Source organism: Sphingobium sp. MP9-4, from assembly GCF_005281675.1.
In the GTDB taxonomy this organism is placed as follows: Bacteria; Pseudomonadota; Alphaproteobacteria; order Sphingomonadales; family Sphingomonadaceae; genus Sphingobium; species Sphingobium yanoikuyae.
In genome coordinates this window covers 38110-50935 of the sequence record NZ_LUFI01000036.1, presented here as the reverse complement: position 1 = coordinate 50935, position 12826 = coordinate 38110, and the positions used below count along the sequence as shown (strand labels likewise).

The following is a 12826-nucleotide window of genomic DNA, read 5'->3' as shown; positions in this document are numbered from 1 at the left end:
CGGGAACAGCCTAGCTGCCCCCGCCCTCCTGTCTCGTCCTCAGAATTTCAGCGATGCGCCGATGAAGAACTCGGTCCCCAGCACGTCATAGGTCGCCGAGAAGGTGTTGGCATTCGGCCCCTGGGTGGTGACCGGTGGCTTGTTGTTGAACATGTTGTTCGCACCGCCGAAAATCTCCATCCCCTCGCGCAGCTTGTAGTTGAACGACAGGTCGAAATAATTCTGATCGTTCAGCACCGGGTAGGCGAAGCTGTCGAGGCTGGGCGCGTTCGCCGCCCCCTGACGATGCGGCACGACATAGCGGTCGGTCGTGACCTTGCCGATATAGCGATGACGCAGGCTGAGGCTCAGATCCTCGACATTCCAGGTGATGCGCGACGTCGCCCGCCAGCGCGGCAGCGGCTGGCCGCAGGTCGGGCCATAGGCTCCGGCACATTCATTCTTGATGTCGGGCAACGCCGCGACCGGCGTGGACGTGAATTCGTCCAGATAGGTCAGGTTGCTGCTGATATCGAACGAGCTGGTGCTGCCCAGCCCTGGGAAGCCGAAACCGACGTCGAAGGAATAGCGCATCGCAAAGTCGATGCCCGAGGTCTTGAGCTTGCCGGTATTGGCGTTGCGGATCTGCGCCACATAGGGATCGTTGATCTCACCCGTATTGGGATTGCGCACGATCGCCCGGCAGAACTCGCTATTGGCGTCCTGAATGACGGTATAGCAGAGATTGAGCGTGTTCTGCAGGCCACCGCCCAGCGACGAGATCGCGCCGTCCAGCGAGATGTTGAAATAATCGACGCTGAAATAGAGCTTGGGCGCGAAGCTGGGCGTGAACACGGCGCCGACGGTGAACGTGTCGGACTTTTCCGCACCCAGATTGACGTTGCCGCCAAAGTCCGCCGGCATGATGTTGTTGGGCTGGACCGCATCGGTGAAGACCGCGCCGGCTGGAACGCCCGTCGCGATGCAGACCGCGCGGACGGAATCGGTCCGCTGCGCCGCCGAAGCGCGCGAGGAGCAAGGATCGGTCGCGACACCGACGACACGGGTCACACCGCCGTAAAGGTCGTTCACATTGGGTGCGCGAATCGCCCGCTGATACTGTCCACGGAAGGCAAGATCGCGGTTCACCCGCCAGTCGAGCCCGCCCAGATAGGTCCACTGGCCGCCAATGCCGGACAGGCTATAGTCGGAATAGCGGAAGCCGCCATTGGCAACCAGGCTCTCCATGAACGGTGTGTCGTGGATCAACGGCACGCGCAATTCGCCGAAAATCTCGTTGACCGAAACGTCGCCCTTGGTCGGCAGGCCGGGATTGAAACCGGCGACGTCGCCCGAGGCCAGGAAGGAGTCCGGCGTGAAGGTTGCGCTGGTCTTGCGCCACTCATAGCCGCTGGAGAAACCCACCGGACCGGCAGGCAGCTGGAACAGGGTGCCGGTGACGCTCGCCTGTGCGACCTGCTGGGTGGCGATGGTCGAGTTGGTGGCGTTGATGCGGATCGCGCTGGCGCAGGCTTCGGAGATATTCTGGCCAAAGATGTTGCAGACCGGTGCCGCGCCATTGACCGACAACAAGGCCGCCTGCAGCCGGCTACGCGAAATCGCGTTCTGCAGCAGCAACGTGTCTTCACTGCGGGCATAGGTGTAATAGGCGTCGAACTTGAGATCGGTCAGGACATTGTCCGACACGCTGCCCAGATTGCCTTTGAAGCCCCAGGCGCCACGGAAGACATTACGCCGTTCGCTGGCCAATCGCGGCCCCACTTCCCGATAGCGGCGTCCCGCGGTCAGAACCGCCAGCCCGTCCCCTGCGGTCGTCGTCCGCGTCGCGGTACCGCTGGTGACGGTGGTCGTCCCGGTTTCGGCCAGATCAAGCTGGCGGAGCACTTCCTGCAACTGCGGCGTCAGATAGGGATTATTGACATCGAACAAGGTGGGCGACCCGACATTGGTCGGCGCCAGTCGGGCATTCACCACATTGCTGCTATAGTGAAGCTCCATATAGCCGGTGATGTCATCGGTGAAATCATAATGGCCAAAGCTGTTGATCATCCAGCGCTTCTGCGGCTGGATCAGATAGTTGTCGGGGCCCAGATTAAAATCATCCTGCGGCGTGATCTGTGGCCGGGCAACCGTGCCTTCATCGTTGAAGGTGAAGCCGCGCGACGTCATCGCCGACAGGCCGGCATTGGCATAGGCGGCATTGAGCGCCGCGTTGGAGCCGCCCGCCGCCGGAATACCGGAAAAGCGTCCATTGGGAATGTCACCGCTGCCACCGGCAACGAAGCCAAGCTCACCGCCACCCGCGACGCAGCCCAGGCCAGAGGCCGGCGTGAAGGGCGTGCCGGCCCGGTCATGGCCGCCGCTGCCCGGCACGATGCATCCGTCGTTGAGCGAGTCATAGGCAAAGCTGCCGCGCTGCCCGCGCGTGATCGAGTTGCGCTTGAGATAATTGCCCGACACGACCAGATTGCCACGACCGTCGGCAAAATTACCGCCCATCGTCAGGTCGACGGTATAGACGGGCGTCCCGGTGGGACGATCCATATTGAGCTGGGCGCGCGCTTCCACGCCTTCGAAATCGTCGCGCATGATGAAGTTGACGACGCCGGTGATGGCATCGGACCCGTAGACGGCCGACGAACCACCCGTCACGATTTCCGTGCGCGCAATCAGGCTCGACGGAATCGTGTTGAGATCGGTAACCTGCTCCGGACCATAAATGGCATAGCGCCGCCCATTGACCAGCACCAGGTTGCGGGTCGAACCAAAGCCGCGCAGGTTGACGTCGGCAAAGCCGCCGGGAACAGTATTCGAGGTCGCGCTACCCAATTGTGAACCGACCACCTGCGGCAGCTGCGCCAGCGTCTTTTCGACGTTCACATTGCCCGAGAGCTTGATGTCCTCGGAGCCGACCACGCTGACCGGGGTCGAGGCGTCGAAGCCATTGCGCGCGATGCGCGATCCGGTGACGACGATGTCTGCGGTTGCGCTATCCGAGCCGCCCTGCGCCTGCTCGGCAGCAGTGACAGCTGGCGTTTCGGTGGAAGTTTGGGCCTGTGCCAGCGCTGGCACGACCGGACAAAAAATAAGCGCGGCTCCCGTCAGGAAATGCACGCGCAACGATTGCATCTGCTTCATTCGATCCTCCCCTTCTTTCTTGCAATGACCAGTTGGAGCCTTGACCTGCTCCGCCGTAAATTGCTCGACACGCCTTAGTTAGCGCTATCATTGATGGCCGTGAATTATGCTTCTCCAACCCGCGCGTCAAGTCAAATAGATAGGCATGATGGTAGCGCGTGACAGAAGCGATCTGGCAGCATAGCGTCCGACCATGAATAGCAATGCTTCGTTCAACAATGGCCATGAGCCGACCATTTCTGACGTGGCGGATCGCGCCGGCGTTTCGATCCGCACGGTTTCGCGCGTCCTCAACAATTCGCCGCGCGTCAGCGACGACACCCGCGAGCGCATCGAGCAGGCTATTTCCGCCTTGAATTTCAGGCCAAGCCTGCGCGCAAGGGCGTTGGCCAAGGGTCGATCCTTCCTGATCGGCATCGTCCATAATGATCGCAACGCTCTGGTTCTCGACACCGTGCAACGGGGCGTTGGACGAGAAGCGACACGGCGCGGCTATGAGGTCATCTGCCATTCGACGCCACTGGAAGAAGAAGGCGCGATCGAGGATGTGCTTGCCTTTGCCCGCAGGTCTCGCATCGATGGCCTGATCGTGCTGCCCCCCGTGTCCGGGATCATCGGCTTGCCTCAGGCCCTGCAAGCCGAACAGGTTGCCGCCGTGGCGCTCTCGGCCGTGCCGATCGATGGCTATGGCAGCGTCATATTGTCCCGCGAAGCCGATGCGGCCGGTGCGGTCGCGGATTATCTGGTTGCACTCGGCCACCAGCGAATCGCGATGGTCACCGGCCCCCAGTCGATGATATCCGCCATCGAACGACGTCGTGGTTTTATCGAAGCGCTCGACCGGAACAGAGTTGCCTTGCTTCATGAAATCGAGGGGAATTACAGCCTCGCCTCCGGCGTCGCAGCCGCCGAGCAGCTTCTATCCCTTTCGCCGCTGCCCACAGCCATTTTTGCCGCCAACGACATCATGGCAGCGGGCGTGCTGAAGGTCGCTTCGGAACTTCGCATCGCCGTACCAAGCCCGCTTTCCGTCGTCGGGTTTGACGGCAGTCTGGTTGCCGAATTGCTAACCCCCGCGCTGACCACCGTAGCGCGACCATTTGGCGAAATGGCCGAGATCGCAACCCACCAACTGATCGATCTTGTCGAAGGTCTACCTTTGCCGCAGGTAGCACCGCCCCCACTCCGATTAGTGATCGCTCAGTCAACTACTGCCGCTCTAATAGGAGACCGTCAGCAGTTCGGAATGACAAATTAGAAGCAGAGCGTCCACAAAGGGTCGACCGCGGAATCAGGGCTGGCCCGCTATCGCTATAGCTGAAAGGTCCGCAGTGGTGGCGTCGATAGGCACACCAGCCTCCTTCCGTTCGGAGTATCGGTCAACGAGCTGCGACGCATGCGGCCGCATCAGCACGGTGAAGCGGACCAGTTCCTCCATCACATCGACGATGCGCTCGTAGTAGCTCGATGCCCGCATCCGGCCGTCTTCGTCGAACTCCTTGTAGGCCATCGCCACTGACGACTGATTAGGAATCGTGAACATCCGCATCCAGCGGCCCAGCAAGCGCAGCGAATTGACGGCATTGAACGATTGCGAACCGCCGGACATCTGCATGACCGCAAGCGTTCTTCCCTGCGTCGGCCGCATCCCGCGGATCTGGAGCGGCAGATGATCGATCTGGGTTTTCATGATGCCGCTGATCTGACCGTGCCGCTCCGGGCTGCACCAGACCATGCCTTCCGACCACAGCGCATGCTCACGCAGCTCGTGCACCGCCGGGTGATCGTCTCCCGCCACCTGATCGGGCAGCGGCAGATCGCTGGGATCGAAGATCCGCGTCTCGGCGCCAAAGAACTCTAGCAGGCGCGCCGCCTCTTCCACCGCGAGGCGCGAAAACGAGCGTTCCCGCAGAGAGCCGTAGAGCAGCAGAATACGCGGAGGCGGTTGATCCGGGCCAAGGCCAGCGGCAGGACGAGCCAACGCGAAGGCCTTGTCCAGAGCAGGAAGATGATCGGGGGCTGCGAGTTCGCGCAGTCTCATGCGGAAATACCTTTCTCGTACCAGGGACGGGTCCGCTTCACCAAGGCGACGATCGATAGCATCACCGGCACTTCGACCAGCACGCCCACGACCGTTGCCAGCGCGGCGCCGGAACTGAGGCCAAAGAGGCTAATCGCGGCGGCCACAGCCAGTTCAAAGAAATTGGAGGCGCCGATCAGCGCCGACGGGCCGGCGACGCACCATGCCACACCGAAGCGGCGGCTGAGCCAATAGGCGATGCCGGCGTTGAGATAGACCTGAAACAGGATCGGCACGGCAATCAGCGCAATCACCAGCGGTTGCCGGAAGATCTGCTCGCCCTGAAAGCCGAACAGTAGCACCAGTGTCAGCAGCAGGCTGGCAAGGCTGATCGGGCCGGTGGCGGACAAGAAATGCTGGAGCCGCTTCTCGCCCCCGCGAAGTAGGACTCGGCGGAGCAGTTGCGAGATGACCACTGGGACGACGATGTAGAGTCCCACCGACAGCGCCAACGTGCTCCACGGCACGGTAATCGATGCCACGCCCAGCAGCAGTCCTACGAGCGGCGCGAACGCAAAGGCCATGATCAGGTCGTTCAGTGCCACCTGGCTCAAGGTGTAGTTCGGCTCACCATCGACGAGGCTGGACCAGACGAAGACCATCGCCGTGCAAGGCGCTGCAGCCAGCAGGATTAGCCCGGCAATGTAGGACGACGATACGCCTTCAGGCAGCATCGGCGCGAACAGGTGGCCCAGGAAGAAGGTGCCGAGCAATGCCATGGAGAATGGCTTGATCGCCCAGTTCACTACGATGGTAATGCCGATACCACGCCAGTGCTGCCGAAGGCTATGGAAGGCGCCGAAATCGACCCGTAGCAGCATCGGGATGATCATGAGCCAGATCAGGCCCGCCACCACGAGGTTGACGTTGGCGATCTCCAGCGCTGCGATCGCCTCGAAGGCGCCGGGAAGCAAATGGCCGAGACCGATCCCGACTACGATGCACAGGGCCACCCACAGCGAGAGATAGCGTTCGAACAGCGACATGATCGTCAGTCCTTCCCGGAAGCGATAGGCGCGGTCGCCGTGCCGCCGCCCAAGGCGATCTGCATGTAAACTGTGTCGAGCCAGCGGCCGGCCTTCCAGCCCATGCCGGTCAGGCAGCCGACCTGCTCAAAGCCGCAAGAGCCGTGTAGTGCGACCGAGGCCGGTTCGCCGCCACCGATGACAGCGACCATCTGCCGGAAGCCATAGGCATCGGCGGCCTCCAGCAAGGCCTTGAGCAACAGCTTGCCGATGCCGCCACCGCGCCGGTCGTGCGCTACGTAGATGCTGTTCTCGCAAGCATAGGCGTAGGCCGGTCTGTCCCGGAACTGCGTGGCGTAGGCATAGCCCACCACCTCAGATCCATCGCAGGCAACCAGGAATGGCCAACTACGTCCGGTCACCGTCAAGATCTTCTCGACGGTCTCGTCCCCGGTCGGTGGCACAACTTCGTAGGTCGCGGTGCCATTCAGGACGTGATGCGCATAGATTGCGGCGATAGCTTCCGCGTCGTCGACATTCACCCTACGAACCGAAAGGCTCATCGCCGGGTCGCTTCCACGACTTCCCCGTTTTCCTTGACGAATGTGCTGCGCTGGTGAGCTGGCAGCAGGTCCAGCACTGCTTCGGAAGGCCGGCAGAGCTTCACGCCCAGTGGCGACACGACCAGAGGCCGGTTGATGAGGATAGGATGCTCCATCATCGCGTCGACGAGGGCCTCGTCCGTCAAGGTCTCGTCGCGGAGGCCCAGTTCGGCATAAGGCGTCCCCTTCTCGCGCAGCAGAGCGCGCGGGGTGATGCCGGCGCGGTCGATGAGTTCCAGGAGCAGCGCGCGGCTCGGCGGCGTCTTCAGGTACTCGATAACATGAGGTTCGATGCCGGCATTGCGGATCATGGCCAGGGCATTTCGAGAGGTCCCGCAAAGCGGATTATGGTAGATCACGATATCGGTCATTGTTGCCTCTTCAGCAGCAGGTAAGTTCGGCCAGAAGCGGCTCACACAGTTCGGCGCGCCCTTGGCAGCAATCCTTTGCCAGATAGATCATCAGTCCGCGTAGCGCATCGAGGTTGGCTCGCTGGATCTGTTGGCGACCTCGCTTCTCGGACAGGACCAGCCCTGCCTTCGCCATCACGGCCAGATGGGTCGAAAACGTGCTCTGGGTCAGCCCCGATGCCTCTACCAGTTCGCCGGTCGACAGCCCTTCGGGCTCATGCCGGATTAGCAGGCGGAACGCATCGAGCCGCGTCGGATGGCCGAGAGCGGAAAGGATCGAGAGTGCCTCATCGGTTGCCATGCATCGGAATTATCCGATGCGATATGGCCCGTCAACCAGATATCGGATATTCCCGATGCTTTATTCGTCAGTCAGGCTTGAGGGCAGCTTGGGACCAATTGCTAGATGGAAGCTGGCATTCCGAGATCGGCTCGACGCGCGGTTGGAACGGAAAACCTGACCGTCTGCTCCTGGGGCTCAAAAATCGCCCCTCGAACGGCAAATTTGGGTCGAGATCGGCGGGATCTGGGACATTCCCGCCGTTCCAGAGCGGCCCTTGGAACCACCGGGCTTATCACAAGCTGACTTACAGCGTTCGCCGGGCGGGTTTCCCCATTCAGACAGAACAAGGGTTGGTAGCCGTCAGCGACACGTGCAGATCGATCGAAGCGAATTAGGTTTTGGACGGATGCTCCCTTTGTCGTGCGCCAGCTCACATCAGGAGATAACAGGTTTCATCCACCAACTTAGACCGGGTGGGGAAGGCAGAGATTGATGGCGGCGATTACGAGAAAAAGTCCCGATGCGAGCGCAGTGCTCAATGCGGTATCGAGTGAGGTGCTGCAGGCGTTTTTCGACGCCAAAGAGCAGTTTTTCTACTATCGGCAGTTCAACAACCCATCGCGGCGGCGGGACTTCGCGCCATCGTTCATCAGCACGATCGAGCGGTTTTTAGTAGAGTCCGCAGGGGCGCTCGACGCAGTTTACGAACTCTATGTCCGGCCGCGTACGAAACCTGCACGCGGTTCATCGCCGCTCGCGCTCCTGAAAAGCGACTGGCCCCGGTTTTCTGAGTTTTTTGATGCAAAGGCGATTGCGGATTTGGCTGCGGCAAAAGCCGCTTACCGCAGGGCTGCGATACTTCTGCACCCAGATACCGGCGGCAATGCCGCTGACATGGTCGCCCTGAATGCTGCATTTGCGGACGTCCTCGATATTCTAATGCTTAGCGAGACAGAAGCAACGCTCCAGCCCGACGGGTGCACCGACCGCTCAGACCAGGACGGAACTCGCGGGGGATCGAGCTTCGCCTGCGGTCCGGTGAGCCCAGGATTCTGGCCTGGATCGGTTCTTCAATATCCACGTTCTGCGCACGAATTTGGAATCCTTCTACGAACTGAGGCGCTTCTCGCTGCGGCCGACATTTTCGATGAGGATCGACACGCGGGCCTTGCACTGGGGCTGAGGTTCAATCCCGCCTGGGCGGTCGATGCGGACGCGATCTGGGAAGCTTTCGACAAAGCGAACGCCTGCGAGCGTCTTGCCGATATCATTCGTATCGCGGTCGAGGCGACGAAGGACGCGGCGCTTCCCCATGGGCTGCAAGGGTTGGCGGCGTTGGGGCATGTCTGGATTGAGGCGGCGATAAAAGCTTGGATTGAGCATGGGCGACTTGCGGCGCGAGACAGTGCATCGGCCAAGAAGGTGCAGGCCCTTGAAGAGCAAGCGATTGCGGAGGGCCGCTACCCCTTCATAGATGAATGGCGAGAAACGCGGCTGCGTGCCCTGTCAGACAAGCTCGACCAGCCAGGAAGCCGGGCCGATGACAGGTTCCAGCTCAACCATACCCTCCAGGCGGAGAACGCCTTCAGACGGCAATTGATCACCGCTACCCGCTACAAGACGGCGGTGGAGAGGCTGGATGGAAAACGCAACGCGCTGGCAGTTGCCGCTGCGGGCATTGTAGATCTCGCGGCCAGTTCTGGCTTCATGCCGCTCGAGCATGATCCCGCTGAAGCCAAAAAGGCGGTCTCTGTGCGTTTTGTACCCGAGAGCATAGCCGGATCTGCGTTTGGAAATTGGATGCTCGACTCCAAGCAAGCCTGCCGTGCTTATGGCGAGGCCTATTATCGATCCGATACGGTCGACGGAAAACTCAAGTTCGTCCGCCAACGCCTGTGGATCATGCTCAGTTCGCTCGTCGCCAATCCTGATCGTTGGGACGCCGACCGGATCGGTGCTGCAGCGCGCGAAGTTGCGCTGCTGGAAAAGGCGGCGCGCGCTGGACGCGAGGGGCAAGCGGGCAACCACGCGGCAGACCTCCATAGCTTCCTGACCGCGTTGATCGGCGAAACGGAGATAGATCGCGGTGCTAGGTTGCGGTTGCTCGGCCGTTTTGCGCGGGAGGACTTCCGCGACGCCTTGCCTGTTGGCGTCGATCCTGCTCACGAAAGCATTCGGGCGCGCGGTCGCAGCAGTGATGGCTCGCCGTTGAGCCGCGTCATTCCGGCACCCGAATATTATCGCGCGGCGATGCGTCCGATCGGTGACCTCAAGACATTCAGTGCGGGAAAAGCATGGTCTGACCCTGATGCGGATGCTCGGCGGGACGGGGTCAGCTATTATTATGACCATATGCAGAAGTTATCGAACCGCATGTTCAAAGCGGTGGAAGCCGAGCCGGCCGTCAAGAAGATCGCCAAGCTTGGACCTCTTATTCGACAGGCTATCGACCAAGACGTGCCCCTGAACGCAGCCGGCGAATGGCAACTTGGCTATTATATGAACAAGCTAACCGGCGCGATGGTTCGTTCGCGGCAGTTCGCCGAGGCGGCGACTGCTCTGGCCGAGTATTTCGCGTTGCCAGATGCCTACCGCACACGGTCCGCCGCATCGGACGAAAAGGTGTTGCGCGCACGCCTGGTTCGCTGTCAGCGCGACGCGGTCGATCGCTGATCGGTCGGACGCCGACGAGTTGCTATTTGCAGACTCTATCAAACGCGGCGAAGCTGAGGGCAATGACATGGCAGTAGTTCGGGGGATTTTCATTCGCTGGCGCTGATGAAGGTGCCGCCAAAAGGTGGGCTGCTGCGAGTCGGCAGCCCGTGAGGCTGGGACGGCGGCTCTTGCCAGTTCCGGACGTTCGCGTCGGAACCAGCGAACGGCGGCATCTGGTCGACACTTGCCGGATTAGCGTACGGTCTGCACGTGGGAAGCGAAATTTGGACGCTGAGCGGCTGGAAAGGGTCGGTTGTGATGCATCCGACCACCCGGCCGTGGGATCATTCCGCCGTCCCAACTGGCTTGGCCCAACGACAGCTTTTCATATCATCTGGCGTTCGCAGTCCGCCCTGCGAAGCCGGCCTCCCGTAAACGCGGCGCGGGGAAATATCGGTCGCGGCAAGGCAAAATTCCTGGCGCTAGCTAGGTCTCACATCCTTGATCGGGGAAAAATGAGCGCATCCATGGAGAAGATGCCGCCGCCACGGGCGACAAGGGGAAGCAGGATCGCGGCCCAGCTGAGATGGGTCGGCCATGCTTCGGGATAGACAAATGTCTGGATAACCAGGGTCATGCCCAGCAGGGCGAGCGCCGAAAGCCGCGTGAACAGGCCTAGCAACAGCAATATCGGGAAGAGATGCTCCGCCCAGGTCGCCACTGTTGCAGCAAGGTCGGGGGGGACGATCGGCAGGGCATATTCGGTGCGGAACAGCTCATATGTGCTGTCGGTGATAGTGATGATGCCATTCACCTTCGTGCGTCCCGACAGGAAAAATATCGCGGCAATGCCCAAACGGGCGACCAGCAGTAGCAGCGCATCAGGCAGCAGCGCCTCGATCCGCCGAACGAAGACATCGCGCATTTTCAGGGACAGACTCATCGTTCGTCTCCAGGAAGTGTGGCCGGGACGGAATGGCGCCCCGGCCGCCATGGTCAGGCCTTGGGGGAAAGCGCGCCGTTGCCCTTGGGCGTCTTGATCGACGTACAGGTGCCGGCTTTCACCAGTTTCCAGGCATTGCCTTGATAATCGACCTTCGACGTGCCCGCGCAGCTGGTGCCGGCACCGGCCGCGCAGTCATTCTTGCCGGCGAGCGAAACGCCGTAGCATTTCTCCATCTTGGGCTTCGTCTCCGCATGGGCGGAAGCGGCGAGCGTGGTCGCCGAAGCGATGGCGATGCTGGCGGCGAGCGCCGCATGAGTTGTACGCATAATGATGTCCTCTACGATCCAGCGCCTCTGCGCGCGGCCCGGACAGAGGGCCGGGCCGCGCGGTGATCGGGGAGGAGGCGGGAAGCCCGTGTCACATACGCGGGTTCGGGGAAGAACAAGCTGCGGTTACAATCGAACGGCGCAGAAATTTTCGTCGATGCTGTAACTGATGGCCGGTTCGGCCCGAACATGTGGGCGAGGAGATTGAATGCAGACCACAGAGGAGCATCTGCGCGCATTGATGATTGATGGGCTGGACGGTGATCCCGCCGCCCATGCGGCATTGCTGCGCCTGCTTGTTCCGCTGCTGCGGGGTTTCTATCGGCGCCGTGTTCGCGGCGCCGACGACGATGTCGAGGATATGGTGCAGGACACCCTTATTGCCGTTCACACCCGCCGCGCGACCTATGATCGCGGCCGTGCCTTCACCGCCTGGCTCTATGCAGTCGCTCGTTACAAGATGATCGACCATTTCCGCCGTGTCGGCAGGTTGCGGCCGATCGACGATCTAGAAGACTTGCTGGTCTCCGAAGAATTCGAGGCAAGCAGCATGGCGAAGCTCGACATAGACGATCTGCTGGAGCAATTGCCGCCCAAGCAGGCGCGGATGATCCGCGCAACCCGGCTGGAGGGATTGAGCGTCGCCGAAGCGGCAAGTGCGGAGGGCATAGGCGAATCCGACGTGAAGATTTCGGTGCATCGCGGGCTGAAGGCGCTGATGGTGCGGGTGCAGGGGGCAATGCGATGAACACGGACGATCTGATCCGGCATCTTGCCAGCGATACTCGCCCGGTGGCCCGAAACAGCGTCGCGCGGCGGCTGGCCATCGGTATCATCGTTGGCGGGATCGCATCAGCGCTTCTCATTCTGGCTTCGATCGGCATCCGCCCGGATCTGGGCACGGCCATGCAGGGTGCGTCCTTCTGGATGAAATGGGGATATACTTTCTCCCTGTCGATCGCCGCACTGGTGACGACGGCCCAACTCGCGCGCCCCAACAGCGGTCGATTGCGCGGATTGTGGGCGCTTGCGATACCCGTCCTGCTTCTTGCGGCGGTCGGCCTGCTCGAACTGGCGCGCACGCCCTCGTCGCAATGGCTGGCAATGTGGCTCGGCCATAGCTGGAAGAGTTGCCCCTGGCTGGTCCTGTCGCTGTCAGCCCCCATCTTCGCCGGTTTGCTATGGTCCTTCCGCAGGCTCGCCCCGACCCGGTTGCGCGCGGCCGGAGCGGCCGCTGGCCTGTCAGCGGGGGCCTTCGCGGCAACAGTTTACTGTATCCACTGCCCCGAAGTGTCGGCGATTTTCGTCCTGACCTGGTATTCGCTGGGAATATTGCTCGCGACCTTGCTCGGCATGCTGGTCGGGCCGCGGCTGCTGCGCTGGTGAAGCAGAAGCCGCCATTGCGCAGCATGTTGCCATCG

12 protein-coding genes are annotated in these 12826 nt (G+C 61.5%); 4 read left to right on the top strand and 8 right to left on the bottom strand.

The window, feature by feature from the left end; all coding sequences use genetic code 11:
- Nucleotides 1-39 precede the first annotated feature (39 nt).
- Nucleotides 40-3138 carry a TonB-dependent receptor gene (locus A0U87_RS12185; protein WP_206366601.1) on the bottom strand — a complete coding sequence of 1033 codons (3099 nt, stop codon included), beginning with the start codon at nucleotides 3136-3138 and terminating at the stop codon, nucleotides 40-42.
- A gap of 193 nt (nucleotides 3139-3331) precedes the next feature.
- Between A0U87_RS12185 and A0U87_RS12180 the strand changes: the two genes are divergently transcribed.
- The gene (locus A0U87_RS12180; RefSeq protein WP_048938940.1) at nucleotides 3332-4396 is read left to right on the top strand and encodes a LacI family DNA-binding transcriptional regulator; all 1065 of its coding nucleotides are present in this window, start codon (nucleotides 3332-3334) and stop codon (nucleotides 4394-4396) included.
- Between the two features lie 33 nt (nucleotides 4397-4429).
- On the opposite strand, the gene arsH is transcribed toward A0U87_RS12180, so the two are convergent.
- From arsH to A0U87_RS12155, 5 genes are read right to left on the bottom strand one after another with little or no spacing between them, the layout of a single operon-like run.
- On the bottom strand, nucleotides 4430-5179 hold the full coding sequence (gene arsH, locus A0U87_RS12175) for an arsenical resistance protein ArsH (protein ID WP_048938941.1): 750 nt from the start codon (nucleotides 5177-5179) through the stop codon (nucleotides 4430-4432).
- Nucleotides 5176-6204, bottom strand: a complete 1029-nt coding sequence (gene arsB / locus A0U87_RS12170) for an ACR3 family arsenite efflux transporter (RefSeq protein ID WP_048938942.1) — start codon at nucleotides 6202-6204, stop codon at nucleotides 5176-5178. Before arsB ends, arsH begins: the two co-directional genes overlap by 4 nt.
- Nucleotides 6205-6209: 5 nt before the next feature.
- Complete coding sequence (locus A0U87_RS12165; RefSeq protein ID WP_048938943.1) at nucleotides 6210-6746, bottom strand: GNAT family N-acetyltransferase; 537 nt, start codon at nucleotides 6744-6746, stop codon at nucleotides 6210-6212.
- Entirely contained in the window at nucleotides 6743-7156 is a 414-nt protein-coding gene (gene arsC / locus A0U87_RS12160; protein ID WP_048938944.1) for an arsenate reductase (glutaredoxin), read from the bottom strand. The genes A0U87_RS12165 and arsC overlap by 4 nt, the downstream gene beginning before the upstream one ends.
- Nucleotides 7157-7166: 10 nt before the next feature.
- Nucleotides 7167-7496, bottom strand: coding sequence for a metalloregulator ArsR/SmtB family transcription factor (locus tag A0U87_RS12155; protein ID WP_048938945.1), 330 nt, complete (start codon nucleotides 7494-7496; stop codon nucleotides 7167-7169).
- Nucleotides 7497-7970: 474 nt separating this feature from the next.
- Here A0U87_RS12155 and A0U87_RS12150 point away from each other — a divergent pair, with 474 nt between their 5' ends.
- The gene (locus A0U87_RS12150; protein WP_137405598.1) at nucleotides 7971-10151 is read left to right on the top strand and encodes a hypothetical protein; all 2181 of its coding nucleotides are present in this window, start codon (nucleotides 7971-7973) and stop codon (nucleotides 10149-10151) included.
- 475 nt (nucleotides 10152-10626) lie between these two features.
- Here A0U87_RS12150 and A0U87_RS12145 read toward each other — a convergent pair whose 3' ends face one another.
- Complete coding sequence (locus A0U87_RS12145) at nucleotides 10627-11076, bottom strand: DoxX family protein (protein ID WP_048938959.1); 450 nt, start codon at nucleotides 11074-11076, stop codon at nucleotides 10627-10629.
- Nucleotides 11077-11129: 53 nt separating this feature from the next.
- A complete protein-coding gene (locus A0U87_RS12140; protein ID WP_048938960.1) occupies nucleotides 11130-11405 on the bottom strand; it encodes a DUF2282 domain-containing protein in 276 nt (91 codons plus the stop codon).
- Between the two features lie 208 nt (nucleotides 11406-11613).
- Here A0U87_RS12140 and A0U87_RS12135 point away from each other — a divergent pair, with 208 nt between their 5' ends.
- Together A0U87_RS12135 and A0U87_RS12130 are read left to right on the top strand one after the other, a co-directional pair.
- Nucleotides 11614-12153 (top strand): sigma-70 family RNA polymerase sigma factor, encoded by a 540-nt coding sequence (locus tag A0U87_RS12135; protein ID WP_048938961.1) that lies wholly within the window; start codon nucleotides 11614-11616, stop codon nucleotides 12151-12153.
- Nucleotides 12150-12791 (top strand): DUF1109 domain-containing protein, encoded by a 642-nt coding sequence (locus A0U87_RS12130; protein WP_048938962.1) that lies wholly within the window; start codon nucleotides 12150-12152, stop codon nucleotides 12789-12791. Before A0U87_RS12135 ends, A0U87_RS12130 begins: the two co-directional genes overlap by 4 nt.
- The last annotated feature ends 35 nt before the right edge of the window (nucleotides 12792-12826 follow it).